This is a genomic window from Ruegeria sp. N8 (assembly GCF_056531325.1).
The window spans coordinates 490,672-506,660 of sequence record NZ_JBQFLQ010000002.1 but is presented as its reverse complement, the minus strand read 5'-3'; the positions used below and the strand labels follow the sequence as shown (position 1 = coordinate 506,660).

Here is a 15,989-nt window from a genome sequence, read left to right as displayed (position 1 = left end):
AAAAATGACTGTGCAAGTACCGCTATAGACCAAGCTGCCTTTCCCGCCGAATAACAGAGACTATCGCGCCTACGGCAAGCAGAGCGGTTATCAGCATCAGCCAAAGCAACGGCATCGCTCCTGTTTCATGGGTTAGCAGAAACCCGGCCAGTGCACTCAGACCAGCTCCGCCTGCCAGCATGATGGCACCACTTAGACCCGCCGCCGTTGCCGCCAGATGCGGGCGCACCGACAGGGCACCGGATGTGGCATTGGGAATTGTCATGCCATTTCCGATACCCACAATCGTCATCAAGCCGAAAAAGCTGAGCGGTGTCCCAAGTCCAATCAGGAACAACAGTGCGGAAATCAGCACGCCGCACGCGTTCAGAATGCAGCCGCGCAGGACCATCCGGTTCACACCGAATTTGACGGAAAACCGCCCGCTGATGAAGTTCCCGGCAAAATAGCCCAGAGCGGGTGCACCGAAATAAACGCCGACCTCGGCTGCGGACATGCCGAAGATCTCGGTTCCGATGAAAGGTGCGCCGCCGAGATAGGCAAAAAACGCGCCGGATGACAGGGCGGACGACATCGAATAACCCCAGAAGCGGGGCGAGGTGAGGAGTTCGGGGTATTCGCGGAACTGTTGCAGCAGCGTCTTGCCGCTTTTGGCCGAGGTTTCACCGAAATCCTTGAAACACAGGATCAGTGTCAGAGTACCCAACACGAAAGGCAGCCAGAAATTTGCCTTCCAGCCGAAGGATTCCTCCAACAGCCCTCCGATTGCCGGGGCGATCATCGGAACGACGGCCATGCCCATGGTCACATAGCCGATCATCGACGCCGCCTGATCCTGATCATACAGGTCTCTCACAGCTGCCCGGCTGAGGACCATACCTACGACAATAATCGCCTGCGACATGCGAAAAGCCAGAAAGACCTCGGCATTAGGCGCGTAGATGCAGCCAAGTGTTACGATCAGGAACAGGGCCATGCCCCACAGCAAAACGGGTCTGCGACCGGCCTTGTCCGCAATCGGGCCGATGAGAATCTGCAAGATCGCACTGACCATCAGGTACAGCGCGATGGACAACTGCATAACCCTGTAGTCGGTTTGGAAATGCACGGCCATGTTGGGCAGGCTGGGCAAATAAAGATTCAGGCTGAGCGCCGACAGGCCCGATAAAAGTACCAGCGTGGCGATAGACGGAGGCGAACGCCGTGCGGGAGGTGGTCCGAACTGCATGGTTCAATGGTATAATCTGGGATTTCGGGAATGCCACCTACCATTTGACATGAGTATGTAACTTTTCAATTTTGCATTATTCTTTAGCTGTGTAGTCAAAACTTTGCAAATTTGCCGAAAGTTGCTTTGGAATGGCGCTTTGTCCGTATAGTGTCCCGCCAAATTACATAGGGGATTATCGTCATGAAAGACATCCTGACCGAGCTTGAAGACCGCCGCAACAATGCCCGCTTGGGGGGTGGTCAAAAGCGGATCGACGCGCAGCATGGGCGCGGCAAGCTGACGGCGCGCGAGCGCATAGAGCTGCTGCTCGACGAAGACAGCTTTGAAGAGTTCGACATGTTTGTCAGTCATCGCTGCACCGATTTCGGGATGGAAAACCAAAAGCCTGCGGGCGATGGGGTGGTCACCGGTTGGGGCACGATCAATGGTCGTATGGTCTATGTGTTCAGCCAGGATTTTACCGTGTTTGGCGGGTCTTTGTCTGAAACCCATGCGCAGAAGATCTGCAAGATCATGGATATGGCGATTCAAAACGGTGCGCCGGTGATCGGGATCAACGACTCGGGTGGGGCGCGTATTCAGGAAGGTGTCGCCTCGTTGGCGGGTTATGCCGAGGTGTTCCAGCGCAATGTTATGGCTTCGGGTGTGGTGCCGCAGATCAGTGTCATCATGGGTCCGTGCGCGGGTGGCGCAGTGTACAGCCCGGCGATGACCGACTTCATCTTTATGGTCAAGGACACGTCCTACATGTTCGTAACTGGCCCTGACGTGGTAAAGACTGTCACCAATGAGGTCGTTACCGCCGAAGAACTGGGCGGCGCATCGACCCACACCAAGAAGTCCTCGGTCGCTGATGGAGCATTTGAAAACGACGTTGAGGCGCTGGCCGAAGTGCGCCGTCTGGTCGATTTCCTGCCGCTCAACAACCAGGAGAAACCTCCGGTCCGCCCGTTCTTTGATGAACCCGACCGGATCGAGACCTCGCTGGATACCTTGATCCCGGACAATCCGAACACGCCTTACGACATGAAGGAACTGATCACCAAGGTGGCGGATGAGGGCGACTTCTACGAAATTCAGGAAGACTACGCCAAAAACATCATCACCGGTTTCATTCGCCTCGAAGGGCAGACCGTAGGTGTAGTCGCCAACCAGCCGATGGTTCTGGCCGGGTGTCTGGACATCGACAGCTCGCGCAAGGCGGCGCGGTTCGTGCGGTTCTGCGATTGCTTTGAAATTCCGATCCTGACACTGGTCGATGTTCCGGGCTTCTTGCCGGGTACCAGCCAGGAATATGGTGGCGTGATTAAGCACGGTGCAAAGCTGTTGTTTGCCTATGGCGAGGCCACCGTTCCAAAAGTCACGGTGATTACCCGCAAAGCCTATGGCGGGGCCTATGACGTTATGGCATCCAAACACCTGCGCGGCGACTTCAACTATGCTTGGCCCACAGCCGAGATCGCGGTGATGGGTGCCAAGGGCGCGACCGAGATCATTCACCGCGCCGATTTGGGTGATGCCGAGAAAATCGCGCAGCACACGCAGGATTACGAAGATCGTTTCGCCAATCCCTTTGTCGCAGCCGAGCGGGGATTCATCGACGAGGTGATCATGCCGCAATCGACGCGACGTCGTGTTTCGCGCGCCTTCGCAAGCCTGCGGAACAAGAAGCTTAAGAACCCGTGGAAAAAGCACGACAATATCCCTCTGTAACAGAGGGCTGGTTTCGGTATGCGCGATGAATCGCCGAAATTCACGCGCTGCCGGCCAATGTCACATAACTTTTACAATGGGCCAAGTTTGACTCTGAGTGCAAAGCTGATACATGGATACCCTTATCAGAAATAGAAAAGCGCGGGCCAAAAGCCATGCGCGCGCAATCCCGGAGAGAGGAGCTCACCTTTGGTGGGTCCGGGATTGCGCCTTAACTCTGTTTTTCCTGAATATTACTTTGCCTGCGGTTGCTGAAACGCCCCCTCAGCTGCCCGTGCCGTCCGGTCAACCCGTTCATCTGACTCAAGTTCTGTTGGATGAAAATCCGGGCGAACTGTGGCTGCGCTTTCGCTTTGTGGCGCCCAAGATCGGATCAGATGTTGGTCGTATTGGGTATGACGTCGCCTCGGTGGACATGCAACATCTGTGCCAAACGCTGGCTGTCGCCTATGTCGCCGAATACGATTTGAATCCTGCGCGTGTGGTGATTTCGCTGTCGGACCGGCCGACCGAGTTTGGGCAGACCGAGCCCGATGCCACGCAGTTTTTCGAAGCCTACCGGTTGGAGCAATCGCAGTGTATCTGGGAGGGGCTCTGACCATGAATGCTGATTTTCAGACGGACAGAGCGTTTCTGACCAGCCATGCAGCTTTGGAGGCGTGCGATATGACCTCGTCCATCAACGGATGTGATTTTCTTTTCCCGGAAGGCACTAATGCCAGCGGGGTGGCGATATGCTGAAGCATCGCGGATTTCCGGGGCGCCTTGCCGGAACAGATTTTCAATTCACCATTCGCCGCGCCAACCCCAAGGGGGTAACGCCCCTGACCCGGCGCGAGCGCTTTCGGGATCGTAAACCAGCCGACCGGCGCGCCGATGCGGGTTTTATGGAGGCGCTATGGCAGCACTTCGGGGATCAACCATTTGAGCGTGGCAATCTGGATGCCGGCCGCCTGAGCTGGTTGTTCGAACGCGAAGTCGTTCCAGCCGAGGATCCGTTTGATCCTACCAGCTATGATGCGCTTTTGGTGATTGATCTGGATGTGGCCAAGATGTCCTTTCCCGACATCTTTGACGGACTGCGCTAAGCGTGCTTGCTGAGGTCGCATATCCTTCACGGGTGTTTCCCAATGGGAAAACCCTGCCCCGCAGTGGGGGGCAGGGTCGTGATATGCGATCAGAAGTTCAACTGCGCCGCAACCTGAACGCGGCTACCGTCAAAGTCCTCACCCGAGATTACGTCGTTCCGCTCGCCGTAGATGTATTCAGCGCTCAGAGTCAGAGTCTCGGTTGCCTGATAGAAAGCATTGACGTGGATCGTCTCCAGTTCGGTGAAGGCCAGATCGCCAGTCGAGGTGGCAAGGTCATAGTCTTCGTAACCGTAGGCGATACCAACATTCCACTTGTCGTTGACTTGCTGACGCAGTTCAACGGTGAAACCGTCGACATCGTTGGCTTCACCGCCAACGACCGGATCACCCAAGCCGATCAGCCACGGACCCAGCGCCTGACCAGTCACGTAGTTGACCTGGAACAGACCGCCTTCCCACAAACGAGCAGAACCAGACAGGGTCACGCCCCACTGGTCGACTTCGTTGAGGCCGCCGCCGTCTTGCGCGCGACCGTAAAGGCCGGCAATGCGTCCGATGTATTTGCCGTCATTGTATTCAGCCGACGCGGTGAAGACCGGATCATCAGAGTTCGATCCGCCGACGTTTTCTTCGATTGCGAAAGCGATATCGGTGTTTTCGACCGAGGTGACAGTATAACGGATCTGCGGAACACGGGCAAAGGCGATACCGACGGGACCGTTAAATTCGACCGAGGTCGGATAGGTGTCCAGCGGCTGGAAGTTGGTCCAGAACTGACCAATCAACCATGCGTCACCAATGCGGATGTTGGCGTGACGCAGGCGCAGTTCAGCAGCTCCACCGCCTGCAAACAGGTCAAGTTCCAACTGCCCGCCAATGTCTCCAATGGCGCTGGGTGTGCTGGTCAGCAGGCCAATGCGCGACTGACGAACGGTCGCACCAAAAGTGCCGCTGGTTGCCGTCGAAGGTTCACCGATGACGTTCACGAAAGCGGTGTCGCCTTGATCAAAGTCGAAGTCATAAAAGAAGTCGGCTTTGACATAGCCGTAGACGTCCAGCGTCGTATTCCCGATCCTGAATTCACCGGGGGTCGCGTTCGGTCCCTGAGATTCCAAGGCTTCGATCCGAAGGCGCAGTTCCTCCAGTTCGGCCTGCGTATTCGCATCCTGGGCATAAGCAAGCGTGCCGGTCACACTGAGCGCAGTGGCAGCGAGCAGAGATGCCGTTTTTCTCTTTGTAATCATTTGGATGTTTCCTTGTGTGCGAGTGTGCACGCGCAACCTTCCACGGCAGCGAAATTCTTGGAAATCACGAGATCGGGACTGCAGAGCGTAAATTTCTCAAGAAAAAGTGCTCCGAAAAACGCTCGATTTCACACGCGTGTGAAGCCTGTATTTAAAACGTGGAATACAAGGGATTTTGACGTTCACATTGCGGTGGCGAAAAGTGATGCTGCACTTGCAAAGTGTCTCATTTCGATAGTAAATCGTAACGAATTTGTGACGCTTTTGAGCCCAGTTCCTCGTGAAGGCGTGAGAATCGGTATAGGCGCTTATTTGCGCGGCGTTTTCGGGAATGGGCAGATTCCAGCCGGAAACCGTGTGCCTCGTGGATCGCAGTTTTCACGTGCAACTTCACCGTGCATGTTGAGCGGGCCGTGCGGCTCTACTTTGCCTGCGTCGCACATGCACCTACTATTCCGTACCCCTTCCTACCGCGGGCAGGCTTGTGAGTTACACAAAACCCTGCCCGCGTTTTTCTTTGTCCATGAATCGGTTCCAGGACGGCAAAAACCTGCGCATATTCTGCAATTTCCCCTGGTGTTATTGAATATCACTCCGCAAATCCGACATCAGCGTTCGAATGCAGTAAAAATTCTGAAGGGGCAGACATCATGCAATTCTCGAAACTGGCACTGGCGCTGGCCGTCTGCGGGGGCCTGTCGGCCTGCGGCGACAACTTTGGCGAACAGGCGCTGTTCGGCGGCGGCGCGGGGGCGCTGGGTGCCGCCGTTCTCAACGCGGACCCCATCGTGGGCGCAGCCGTCGGGGCCGCTGGCAACGTATTGTATTGCAAAACGCAAAACAACTGTAGGTAAAAAAATCAACGGGGCGCGTGTCGCCTCGACCGTCATCGCGCGAAACGCCGTCGTGGGGTCTATGCCCCGCGGCGGCGTTTTGCGTTTCTCAAACATCAAGACAAAGGACGTTCCATGTTCAACAAGATCCTGATCGCCAACCGGGGCGAGATCGCATGTCGGGTCATCAAGACCGCGCGCAAAATGGGAATTGGCACCGTCGCCATCTACTCGGACGCGGACCGCAACGCGCTTCATGTGTCGATGGCGGATGAGGCCGTACATATCGGCCCGCCCCCCGCGAACCAGTCCTATATCGTGATTGACAAGGTGATGGACGCGATCCGTCAAAGCGGTGCTCAGGCGGTGCACCCCGGTTACGGCTTCCTGTCTGAAAACGCCAAGTTCGCCGAGGCGCTTGAGGCCGAGGGCGTAGCCTTTGTCGGCCCTCCGGTGGGTGCGATCGAAAGCATGGGCGACAAGATCACCTCGAAGAAGATTGCGCAGGACGCAGGCGTGTCGACGGTGCCGGGTTATATGGGCCTGATCGAGGACGCCGATGAGGCCGTGAAGATTTCCAACGACATAGGTTATCCAGTAATGATCAAGGCCAGCGCTGGGGGCGGCGGCAAAGGCATGCGCATCGCGTGGAATGATGAAGAAGCGCGTGAGGGTTTTCAATCGTCCAAGAACGAGGCCGCGAATTCCTTTGGCGATGACCGGATTTTCATTGAAAAATTCGTGACCCAGCCGCGGCATATCGAGATTCAGGTTCTGTGCGACAGCCACGGCAACGGTATCTACTTGGGCGAACGTGAATGCTCGATCCAACGCCGGAACCAGAAGGTTGTGGAAGAAGCTCCGTCGCCGTTCCTTGACCCGGAAACGCGTAAGGCGATGGGTGAACAAGCTGTCGCGCTGGCCAAGGCCGTGAACTATGCCAGCGCCGGAACCGTCGAGTTCATCGTGGATGGGGAAAAGAACTTCTACTTCTTGGAGATGAACACCCGCCTTCAGGTGGAACACCCTGTGACCGAGTTGATCACCGGCGTCGATCTGGTCGAACAGATGATCCGCGTGGCCGCAGGTGAAAAGCTGTCGATTACCCAAGATGACGTGACCCTGACCGGCTGGGCGATTGAAAACCGCCTTTATGCCGAGGACCCATATCGTGGGTTCCTGCCGTCGATTGGCCGTCTGACCCGCTATCGCCCACCACAGGAAACTGCGGCTGGTCCGATGTTGGTGAATGGTAAGTGGCAAGGCGACGCGCCTGAAGGACCCGCCGCTGTCCGCAACGATACCGGCGTCTATGAAGGTGGCGAGATCAGCATGTATTACGACCCGATGATCGCCAAACTGTGCACCTGGGCCCCGACTCGTGATCAAGCGATCGAGGCGATGCGTGTGGCGCTCGACAGTTTCGAGGTCGAGGGCATTGGTCACAACCTGCCATTCCTGTCAGCGGTGATGGATCATCCCAAATTCATCAGTGGCGACATGACCACCGCTTTCATCGCCGAAGAATATCCCGACGGTTTTGAAGGCGTCACCCTGCCAGAAAAAGACCTGCGCCGTATCGCAGCGTCTTGCGCGGCCATGTACCGTGTCGCTGAAATTCGTCGCACCCGCGTCTCGGGCCGTATGGACAACCACGAGCGCAAGGTCGGCGCGCATTGGAATGTTGCGCTGCAGGGTCAGGAGTTCGACGTCAGGATCGAAGCGGATAAAGAGGGCGCGACGGTTGCCTTCTCGGACGGCACGAGCCTGCGGATTGCCTCGGATTGGACACCGGGCGACCAACTGGCTGTTTTGGATGTCGACGGAGAGTCGCTGGTCATGAAGGTCGGCAAAATTTCGGGTGGGTTCCGTATCCGCAACCGGGGTGCAGACCTGAAGGTGCATATCCGCCGTCCGCGTCAGGCGGAACTGGCCAAGTTGATGCCCGAGAAACTGCCGCCAGATACTTCGAAAATGCTGCTCTGCCCGATGCCCGGCCTGATCGTGAAGATCGACGTCGAAGTGGGGCAAGAAGTACAGGAAGGTCAGGCGCTGTGCACCGTCGAGGCGATGAAGATGGAAAACATTCTGCGCGCCGAGAAAAAAGGCGTGGTCGCCAAGATCAACGCGGGCCCTGGTGACAGCCTTGCCGTGGACGATGTGATCATCGAGTTCGAATGATCATGAGCGTGCTATTGTCATATCCCTATGACGTCCCGGCGTTCTGCGCCGGGAACTTGGGGCGTGGCGAAGGCGCTCAACCGCCCTCGCGCCGTTCGCGAATCTCGCGTTCGCGCAGGGGGGTTTTGTCGATGGATCGGCCAATCTCACGCACGCTCCAAGGGGACGGTTTGCGCAGTTTTACCACGCCGTCCTTGTCGACAAACACCATCTGGAATCCGCGCGGGCGCAATTGCGAGCGGATCGGGGAGCGGTCAGACGGGTCCGTGTCGGTGATGACAATCACATCGCGATCACGCATCGCGGCTTCGCCTTCGACCAGCATGTCGATCTGTTGCTGGAATCGCGGATCGGCGGGGGTATCGGCAAAGACGATGATGGGCCGGTTGACCCACAGAAACTCGGACAGTTCGCTGTCGCCTGCGGGTCGAACAAACTCATCTTCCGCAGGTGCGGACCCATCGGCCGCCATCGCAGCCAGCGGGATTAGTGCCGAGAAAACAAGGGCAAGCGTGCGTGTCATGGGGCCTCCTGTTCCATTGAATATAGCTGCTGCTTTGACGAATGCGACCGGCGATTTGCCCGGATCGCTCAAAATTTCGCGCTTTGACCGGGTTGGCGGGGCAGGGTGCAGCACAACACCGCGGTGGCCTCAGCCCGCCGTGATCCGAATTGACGAGAGGAAATCGACATGACCAACACCAAGGACTGGCAGGCGCTGGCGGAAAAAGAGCTGCGCGGACGGCCGTTGGATGATCTGACCAAAGAGACGCTGGAAGGCATCGACGTCAAACCGCTTTACACGGCTGAAGATACCGCAGATCTGCCGCATATGGGCAATTTGCCGGGGTTCGGCCCGTTCACGCGCGGGGTGAAGGCCACGATGTATGCGGGGCGCCCCTGGACGATCCGCCAATATGCCGGGTTTTCGACGGCTGAGGAATCGAACGCCTTTTACCGCCGCAATCTGGCCGCCGGGCAGCAGGGCGTGTCTGTGGCCTTCGATCTGGCCACGCACCGCGGCTATGACAGCGACCACCCGCGTGTTGTCGGCGATGTGGGTAAGGCCGGTGTAGCAATCGATTCTGTCGAGGACATGAAAATCCTGTTCGATGGCATCCCGTTGGACAAGGTCTCGGTCTCGATGACCATGAACGGCGCTGTGGTTCCGATTCTGGCCAGTTTCATCGTGGCAGGCGAAGAGCAGGGGCATGACAAATCCGTCCTGTCCGGCACCATTCAGAATGACATTCTGAAAGAGTTCATGGTGCGCAACACCTATATCTACCCGCCTGAGCCGTCGATGAAGATCATCTCGGATATCATCGACTACACCTCGAACGAGATGCCCAAGTTCAACTCGATTTCGATCTCTGGCTACCACATGCAGGAGGCCGGCGCGAACTTGGTGCAAGAGCTGGCCTATACGCTGGCCGATGGGCGCGAGTATGTGCGTGCGGCGACGCAAGCCGGGATGGATGTCGACAAGTTCGCAGGCCGTTTGTCGTTCTTCTTTGCGATTGGTATGAACTTCTTCATGGAGATCGCAAAACTGCGCGCTGCCCGCACCCTGTGGCACCGCGTGATGACCGATTTCGGGGCGAAATCAGAGCGGTCCAAGATGTTGCGCACTCACTGTCAGACCTCTGGCGTTTCGCTGCAGGAACAAGACCCATACAACAACGTGATCCGCACAGCCTATGAGGCGATGAGCGCGGTTCTGGGTGGAACGCAAAGCTTGCACACCAACGCGCTGGACGAGGCAATCGCGTTGCCCACTGATTTCTCAGCCCGCATCGCGCGCAACACACAGTTGGTGCTGCAGGAAGAGACCGGTGTAACCGATGTGGTCGATCCTCTGGCGGGCTCATATTACATAGAAAGCCTGACCAATGAGCTGGTCGAAAAAGCCTGGGCCCTGATGGAAGAGGTCGAAGAGATGGGCGGCATGACCAAGGCTGTTGCCTCGGGCATGCCCAAGCTGCGGATCGAGGAAAGCGCCGCGCGCCGTCAGGCGATGATCGACCGGGGCGAAGAGGTCATCGTCGGCGTCAACAAGTACCGCAAGGAGCAGGAAGACCCGATCGACATTCTGGACGTTGACAACGTCGCTGTGCGCGAAGCGCAGGTGGCGCGTTTGGAAAATATCCGCGCCACGCGCGATGAGGCCGCGTGCCAACAGGCGCTGGACGCCCTGACCAAAGCTGCCCAAGAGGGCGGAAACCTGCTGGCCGCCGCCGTTGAGGCCGCCCGCGCCCGTGCATCCGTAGGAGAGATCAGTATGGCTATGGAGAAAGAATTCGGTCGCCACCGCGCCGAGGTGAAAACGCTGGCCGGTGTCTATGGCGCGGCCTATGAAGGTGATGAAGGCTTCGCCGCCATTCAAAAATCCATCGAAGATTTTGCCGAGGCCGAAGGCCGCCGTCCGCGTTTGCTGGTGGTCAAGATGGGGCAGGACGGGCACGACCGGGGAGCCAAAGTGATCGCAACCGCTTTTGCCGACATCGGGTTTGACGTGGACGTGGGCCCTCTGTTCCAGACGCCGGCTGAGGCCGCTCAGGACGCGGTGGACAATGACGTGCATGTGGTCGGTATCTCGTCGCAGGCGGCAGGGCATAAGACGCTTGCACCGCAACTGGTCGAGGAACTGAAGAAAGCCGGGGCTGAGGACATCATCGTTATTTGTGGCGGCGTGATTCCGCAGCAGGACTATCAATTCCTCTATGACAACGGTGTTAAGGCGATCTTTGGTCCGGGCACGAATATCCCCGAGGCGGCGCAAGACATCTTGAGTCTGATCGGCGATACCCGTGCATAGACTGAGATTTTTCGACGAAAAATCTTATGCTAGAAAGTCTTCGACGAAGACTTTCTAGCAGGGGGCACCAATGCAACTGGATCATCTGGCCGTGGCGGGCGAGAATTTGGAAGAGGCCACAGCCCATATTGAACAGGCGCTTGGCGTCGCCTTGCAGGAAGGTGGCAAACACGAGGCGTTTGGAACGCATAACCGGCTACTAGGCTTGGCCGACGGGCTGTATCTAGAAGCAATCGCTGTCGATCCCGATGCCCCCGACCTTGAACGCACACGCTGGTTCGATCTGGACCGGTTTCAGGGAACTCCGCGCCTGTCTAACTGGATTTGCCGCGTCCCCAGTATCGCAGCAGCGCTGGATATGTTCCCCGACGGTGTCGGACAACCAATTGATCTGGCACGAGGCGCCCTGCGGTGGCAGATGGCAGTTCCGCCCAGCGGGCGTTTGCCGTTCGACAACCTGTTTCCTGCGCTCATCCAGTGGCAAGGGGACTTGCACCCAGCCCGGATGTTGCAACATAGTGGTTGTCAGCTGAGGCGGTTGGTGGTCATGCATCCCGAAGGGTTGGAACTGGCAAAACTGGTGGGCCAAATGGATCGCGTGGTGTTTGATACCGGCCCCGCCGCGCTGAAGGCCGAGTTTGAGACGCCGCATGGCCTACGCGTGCTGGAATGATCATTCGCCCTGCACAGGTTTTGGACGCCCCGGCCATAGCTGACATCACCAATGCGATCATCCGAGACACTTTGATCACCTTCACAACGGATCAAAGGAACGTCGAGAGCATCACAGAAGATATCTCCGGGCGTGGCCCCGCTTTCTTGGTGGCCGAGCAACACGACAAGGTGCTGGGTTTTGCCACTTACGCTCCGTTTCGGTCTGGTCCCGGATACGCGCAATGCCGCGAGCATTCCATCCAACTGACCTCCGCAGCACGCGGGCAGGGTGTCGGGCGCGCGCTGATGAATGACTTGGAAAAGGTAGCAAGAACCCAACAGGTGCATGTTCTGGTCGCGGGGATTTCGTCGGCCAATCCTGATGCGATTGCATTCCATACGGCGATGGGGTTCGCCGAGACCGGTCGGATGCCCGAGGTGGGCTTTAAATGGGGAAAACGGCTGGATCTTGTGCTGATGCAGAAAATTCTGACACCGCAGTGATTGGTCGCACCTGACACGGGCGAATTCAGAGGGTAGGGTGCCCTCATGTCGATCTGGACCCGCATATCCGACGCGCTCAGCGCGCTTGCCCAAGGCGAAAGCCTTACGGCTGTTTTCGAAAAGCTGCGCACGCCGCCAGAGCGTTCGGTCGCGTTTACGATCGCTGTTATCGCGCTCGGGGCCAAGATGGCCAAGGCCGATGGTCAGGTAACGCGGGATGAGGTCACGGCCTTTCGCGACGTCTTTCAAATCGCACGCGAGGACGAAGCCGACGCGGCCCGCGTTTTCGACATGGCCCGGACCGATGTTGCCGGCTATCAGGAATACGCCCGCAAGATCGCCGGGATGTTCGCCGATGACAGCACCACCTTCTGCGACCTGATGGAGGGGCTGTTTCACATCGCCATGGCCGACGGGTTCTATCACCCCAACGAAAACGAGTTCCTAGAGGAGGTCAGCCGGATTTTCGGCCAGACCGAAGCTCAGTTTCTGGCCCTGCGCGCGCGGTTTGTACCGGATGCGCCGAATGACCCTTACACGGTGCTGGGGGTACCTCGGGATATGCCTTTGCCAGATATCCGCAAGATTTGGCGTCAATTGGTACGCGAAACCCATCCCGATGCGATGATGGCGCGTGGTGTCCCGGAAGAGGCGATCCGGTTGGCGGAGAAAAAGATGATCGACATCAACCGCGCCTGGGATGAGATCAACGGCGCGCGAGCCTGACCGCGATGCGGCTGGCGACCTACAATATCGAATGGTTCGCCAATCTGTTTGACCGCAAGGACAGGCTGATTGTTGATGACAGTTGGTCTGGCAGGCAAAATATTACCAAAGCTCAACAGGTCGAAGCCATCGCTAAGGTCCTGACTGCGGTCGACGCGGATGCGATGTTGATTGTCGAGGCGCCAAATACCGGCAAAACTCAGAACAGCGTGCGCGCCCTGCAAGGGTTTGCAGAGGCGTTTAACCTACGCACCAGCCATGCGGTGATGGGATTTGCCAACGATACGCATCAGGAACTGGCGCTGCTCTATGATCCTGCGGTGCTGACGGTTCGTCATGACCCAAAAGGGACCGGATCAAATGATGCTCCTCGTTTTGATGGGGCGTTCCGAATTGATCTCGACATTGACGCCACCGAAGACCTTGTCGAGTTCTCAAAACCGCCGATGGAGCTTGCGGTGACGACGTCCGATGGAGCCAGCTTTCGCCTTATTGGCGCGCATCTCAAGTCCAAAGCCCCCCACGGAGCCAGTAGCCGGGACGAAGCGATCCGAATCTCGATTGCCAACCGGCGCAAACAGCTGGCGCAGGCAGTGTGGCTGTCGCGGCGCGTTCGGGCGCATCTTGAGGCGAATGAGCCGGTCATTCTGTTGGGCGATCTCAACGACGGGCCGGGACTGGACGAATTCGAAAACCTGTTCGGGCGATCCTCGGTCGAGATTCTGGTGCAAACGGGATTGTTCGATCCCCATGCGGTTTCGACCCACACAGACACGCCACCGTCAACGGCCCGTTTCGCGCGTCCGGCCGATGGCGGCTATCTTGAAGCCCTGCTGGACTACATCATGATCTGCGATGGTCTACGGGCGCTGAACCCGCGCTGGCGGATTTGGCATCCGTTCCATGACCCGGCGTGTTTGGCCGCAAAGGAGTTACACGACGCGCTTCTTACGGCCTCTGACCACTTTCCGGTCACGTTGGATATCGACCTGTGACCTTACATGCGCGGCGTTTTCGCCTTATATTCTCACTATGAGACATTTCATCACGATCTGCGCAATTTCCACGGCGCTCAGCACGCCTGTTCTTGCCGAGGACGAGCCCGGCCCATCACTGATGGAGCAGGGCGCTGAATTGTTCTTTGAAGGATTGCGGAAGGAAATGGAACCGGCGTTGGATGAATTGCTAGGGCTGGCCGACCAGTTTGGGCCGGCAATGCAGTCCTTTATGGCCGAAATGGGTCCGGCTTTGGCCGATCTGGCTGCCGAGATTGAGGATTGGAGCGCCTATGAGGTGCCTGAAATCCTGCCCAACGGGGACATCATAATCCGCAAAAAACCGGAACCCCCGGAAGTTGCTCCGCAGACGCCACCCGAGGCACCCGAAGGTGAGATTGATATCTAAGGTTCAGCGTTTCAGCACGATCCGGGTTTCGGACTTCAACGCAGTTGCCAGAGAATTCAGCCGCGCCTCGGCCACTTCGCTGAACAAGGCGGCAGCGGTTTCGGGCAAGAACAACTCAAGCTGGCGTTTCTTGGGGTAAAAGCGCAGCTTGCCCATGGTAGCGTCGTTCTGCATCCACAACATTGCGCCAAAGCGCATGGCCTTGCCCAGAATCTCGGCCTGTTTCTGGTCGTTTTCGTCCAGCAACTCGTATAGCGGCGCAAAGCGTGTGTCCTCGCGCTTGTTGCGATAGCGGTGCTGTAAAGCCAGCCCGATAAACACCCGTTCCGAGTGTTTCAGCCCGCCCAGATTGGCGCGGGTGACATAGTCAAAGCAGGTCTCTGCCCGGTAGTCGGGATGGGCGCGCCAGCTTACGTCATGCAGCAGACAGGCCGCCTTGATTAGCCGCACCCGCGCTGGCGGGGCAGATTTGAACAGGGGCATCACGAAGTCGAACAGGTGCTTGCCGAAACCGGGCAGGCGCGCATCCTTGGCCTCGGAAAACCGGCTGGCTTCGATCAGCGGATCACGGTCCCGCAGAATTTGAGGCATCTGTTCGTACAGTAGTCCCTCGCGGATACCGTAGCTTGAGATCGCAATATCCTTTGGCTTGAAGGTGCGCAGCAACCGCGCGAGCACGTCCATCGCGTAAGGGATCAGCGCCATGCGCGAGCTTGAGACGCCGGCGCGGTTGCGCAGTTTTTCGGGGTCGCTTTTTTCGATGAACTTGATCGTTTCATGTACCTGCTTGGTGGTCATGCGGTATTCATGCAAAACGTTCAGGGGATAGCCCCGACGCAACATGTCCAGACGTGCAAAGGCCCGCCAACTGCCGCCGACCAGAAACAAACGATCCCGCTGCGGACCAAGCCGGTCGCGCAGGTCCTCCATCGTTTCCTTGATATGCGCCTTGCGTGCCCGGCGACCACCTTTGATATCGCGCAGTTTCAGCGGACCAAGGGCTGATGTCAGGCGGCGGCCTACGTCTCCCTCCCCGATTTCGGCCAGTTCCATCGAGGACCCGCCGATGTCGCAGATCAACCCATAGGCACCGGGCCAGCCTAGCAGGACGCCTTGGGCAGACAGGCGCGCCTCTTCCCCGCCATCGATGACCGAGACGGTCAGGCCGGTCTCGGCATGGACGTCCTTGCAGAAGGCCGGGCCATCTTCGGCCTCGCGCACGGCGGCGGTGGCGACTACGTGCAGGCCGGGCAGACCCAGATCATCTGCCAGTTGGGCAAAGCGGCGCAGGGCAGCCAGGGCGCGCTCTCGTCCGCGCGGATTGAGCCGCCCGGTCTCGGACAGACCTGCGCCCAGCTCACACATGACTTTTTCGTTGTAGAAATAGGCGGGCGAGCGCGCCGCGCCGTCAAAGATCACCATCCGGACCGAGTTTGACCCGACATCGACAACGCCGACGCGCGACAGAGCGCGGGCCTCGGGGTTGTCGAATAGCGGCTTTCCGAAAGGTCCCCAGTCGGGGATGTCGGTTTCGACGGTCTGATCCATGTCTCTTCCAGATATTCCGTGCGCAGAATGCGAAATCGTTCG

Annotated in this window: 15 protein-coding genes; 11 read left to right on the top strand and 4 right to left on the bottom strand. The window is 58.0% G+C overall.

What is annotated here, in order from left to right; translation table 11 throughout:
- Nucleotides 1-22: 22 nt before the first annotated feature.
- A complete protein-coding gene (locus tag ACR0C5_RS06580) occupies nt 23-1,228 on the bottom strand; it encodes a multidrug effflux MFS transporter (RefSeq protein WP_480875415.1) in 1,206 nt (401 codons plus the stop codon).
- Nucleotides 1,229-1,411: 183 nt separating this feature from the next.
- On the opposite strand from ACR0C5_RS06580, the gene ACR0C5_RS06575 reads away from it, so the two are divergent.
- The 3 genes from ACR0C5_RS06575 (at nt 1,412) to ACR0C5_RS06565 (ending at nt 4,032) form a co-directional block, all read left to right on the top strand.
- Nucleotides 1,412-2,944 (top strand): acyl-CoA carboxylase subunit beta, encoded by a 1,533-nt coding sequence (locus ACR0C5_RS06575; RefSeq protein WP_170784020.1) that lies wholly within the window; start codon nt 1,412-1,414, stop codon nt 2,942-2,944.
- Between the two features lie 238 nt (nt 2,945-3,182).
- Entirely contained in the window at nt 3,183-3,542 is a 360-nt protein-coding gene (locus ACR0C5_RS06570) for a DUF6497 family protein (protein ID WP_174819314.1), read from the top strand.
- Between the two features lie 136 nt (nt 3,543-3,678).
- The gene (locus ACR0C5_RS06565) at nt 3,679-4,032 is read left to right on the top strand and encodes a hypothetical protein (RefSeq protein ID WP_480856961.1); all 354 of its coding nucleotides are present in this window, start codon (nt 3,679-3,681) and stop codon (nt 4,030-4,032) included.
- Between the two features lie 89 nt (nt 4,033-4,121).
- Here the strand turns inward: ACR0C5_RS06565 and ACR0C5_RS06560 are convergent, their stop codons facing one another.
- Nucleotides 4,122-5,279 (bottom strand): DcaP family trimeric outer membrane transporter, encoded by a 1,158-nt coding sequence (locus tag ACR0C5_RS06560; RefSeq protein WP_170769151.1) that lies wholly within the window; start codon nt 5,277-5,279, stop codon nt 4,122-4,124.
- Nucleotides 5,280-5,929: 650 nt separating this feature from the next.
- Between ACR0C5_RS06560 and ACR0C5_RS06555 the strand changes: the two genes are divergently transcribed.
- Both ACR0C5_RS06555 and ACR0C5_RS06550 read left to right on the top strand, forming a co-directional pair.
- Complete coding sequence (locus tag ACR0C5_RS06555) at nt 5,930-6,133, top strand: hypothetical protein (protein WP_170769152.1); 204 nt, start codon at nt 5,930-5,932, stop codon at nt 6,131-6,133.
- 114 nt (nt 6,134-6,247) lie between these two features.
- Nucleotides 6,248-8,293: an acetyl-CoA carboxylase biotin carboxylase subunit gene (locus ACR0C5_RS06550; RefSeq protein ID WP_480503210.1), complete on the top strand. Its 2,046-nt coding sequence runs from the start codon at nt 6,248-6,250 to the stop codon at nt 8,291-8,293.
- A gap of 76 nt (nt 8,294-8,369) precedes the next feature.
- On the opposite strand, the gene ACR0C5_RS06545 is transcribed toward ACR0C5_RS06550, so the two are convergent.
- Entirely contained in the window at nt 8,370-8,816 is a 447-nt protein-coding gene (locus ACR0C5_RS06545; RefSeq protein ID WP_170769154.1) for a DUF4174 domain-containing protein, read from the bottom strand.
- A 168-nt stretch (nt 8,817-8,984) separates the two neighbouring features.
- Here ACR0C5_RS06545 and scpA point away from each other — a divergent pair, with 168 nt between their 5' ends.
- From scpA to ACR0C5_RS06515, 6 genes are all read left to right on the top strand, one after another.
- On the top strand, nt 8,985-11,111 hold the full coding sequence (gene scpA / locus ACR0C5_RS06540) for a methylmalonyl-CoA mutase (RefSeq protein WP_170788276.1): 2,127 nt from the start codon (nt 8,985-8,987) through the stop codon (nt 11,109-11,111).
- A gap of 70 nt (nt 11,112-11,181) precedes the next feature.
- The gene (locus ACR0C5_RS06535; RefSeq protein WP_480875404.1) at nt 11,182-11,784 is read left to right on the top strand and encodes a VOC family protein; all 603 of its coding nucleotides are present in this window, start codon (nt 11,182-11,184) and stop codon (nt 11,782-11,784) included.
- Complete coding sequence (locus tag ACR0C5_RS06530; protein ID WP_480875400.1) at nt 11,781-12,269, top strand: N-acetyltransferase family protein; 489 nt, start codon at nt 11,781-11,783, stop codon at nt 12,267-12,269. The genes ACR0C5_RS06535 and ACR0C5_RS06530 overlap by 4 nt, the downstream gene beginning before the upstream one ends.
- A gap of 45 nt (nt 12,270-12,314) precedes the next feature.
- Nucleotides 12,315-12,995: a molecular chaperone DjiA gene (locus ACR0C5_RS06525; RefSeq protein ID WP_170769158.1), complete on the top strand. Its 681-nt coding sequence runs from the start codon at nt 12,315-12,317 to the stop codon at nt 12,993-12,995.
- 5 nt (nt 12,996-13,000) lie between these two features.
- Nucleotides 13,001-13,990, top strand: a complete 990-nt coding sequence (locus ACR0C5_RS06520) for an endonuclease/exonuclease/phosphatase family protein (protein WP_480875397.1) — start codon at nt 13,001-13,003, stop codon at nt 13,988-13,990.
- 37 nt (nt 13,991-14,027) lie between these two features.
- Nucleotides 14,028-14,399 (top strand): hypothetical protein, encoded by a 372-nt coding sequence (locus tag ACR0C5_RS06515; RefSeq protein WP_170788281.1) that lies wholly within the window; start codon nt 14,028-14,030, stop codon nt 14,397-14,399.
- A gap of 3 nt (nt 14,400-14,402) precedes the next feature.
- Here ACR0C5_RS06515 and ACR0C5_RS06510 read toward each other — a convergent pair whose 3' ends face one another.
- Nucleotides 14,403-15,947, bottom strand: a complete 1,545-nt coding sequence (locus ACR0C5_RS06510; protein ID WP_480875392.1) for a Ppx/GppA family phosphatase — start codon at nt 15,945-15,947, stop codon at nt 14,403-14,405.
- Between the last annotated feature and the right edge of the window lie 42 nt (nt 15,948-15,989).

Excerpts from the sequence above, each read along its gene's own strand:
- ACR0C5_RS06555 (WP_170769152.1), top strand. The coding sequence starts at position 5,930 with ATGCAATTCTCGAAACTGGCACTGGCGCTGGCCGTCTGCGGGGGCCTG.
- ACR0C5_RS06535 (WP_480875404.1), top strand. The coding sequence starts at position 11,182 with ATGCAACTGGATCATCTGGCCGTGGCGGGCGAGAATTTGGAAGAGGCC.
- ACR0C5_RS06565 (WP_480856961.1), top strand. The coding sequence starts at position 3,679 with ATGCTGAAGCATCGCGGATTTCCGGGGCGCCTTGCCGGAACAGATTTT.
- scpA (WP_170788276.1), top strand. The coding sequence starts at position 8,985 with ATGACCAACACCAAGGACTGGCAGGCGCTGGCGGAAAAAGAGCTGCGC.
- ACR0C5_RS06545 (WP_170769154.1), bottom strand. The coding sequence starts at position 8,816 with ATGACACGCACGCTTGCCCTTGTTTTCTCGGCACTAATCCCGCTGGCT.
- ACR0C5_RS06560 (WP_170769151.1), bottom strand. The coding sequence starts at position 5,279 with ATGATTACAAAGAGAAAAACGGCATCTCTGCTCGCTGCCACTGCGCTC.
- ACR0C5_RS06550 (WP_480503210.1), top strand. The coding sequence starts at position 6,248 with ATGTTCAACAAGATCCTGATCGCCAACCGGGGCGAGATCGCATGTCGG.
- ACR0C5_RS06510 (WP_480875392.1), bottom strand. The coding sequence starts at position 15,947 with ATGGATCAGACCGTCGAAACCGACATCCCCGACTGGGGACCTTTCGGA.
- ACR0C5_RS06580 (WP_480875415.1), bottom strand. The coding sequence starts at position 1,228 with ATGCAGTTCGGACCACCTCCCGCACGGCGTTCGCCTCCGTCTATCGCC.
- ACR0C5_RS06575 (WP_170784020.1), top strand. The coding sequence starts at position 1,412 with ATGAAAGACATCCTGACCGAGCTTGAAGACCGCCGCAACAATGCCCGC.
- ACR0C5_RS06515 (WP_170788281.1), top strand. The coding sequence starts at position 14,028 with ATGAGACATTTCATCACGATCTGCGCAATTTCCACGGCGCTCAGCACG.
- ACR0C5_RS06530 (WP_480875400.1), top strand. The coding sequence starts at position 11,781 with ATGATCATTCGCCCTGCACAGGTTTTGGACGCCCCGGCCATAGCTGAC.
- ACR0C5_RS06525 (WP_170769158.1), top strand. The coding sequence starts at position 12,315 with ATGTCGATCTGGACCCGCATATCCGACGCGCTCAGCGCGCTTGCCCAA.
- ACR0C5_RS06520 (WP_480875397.1), top strand. The coding sequence starts at position 13,001 with ATGCGGCTGGCGACCTACAATATCGAATGGTTCGCCAATCTGTTTGAC.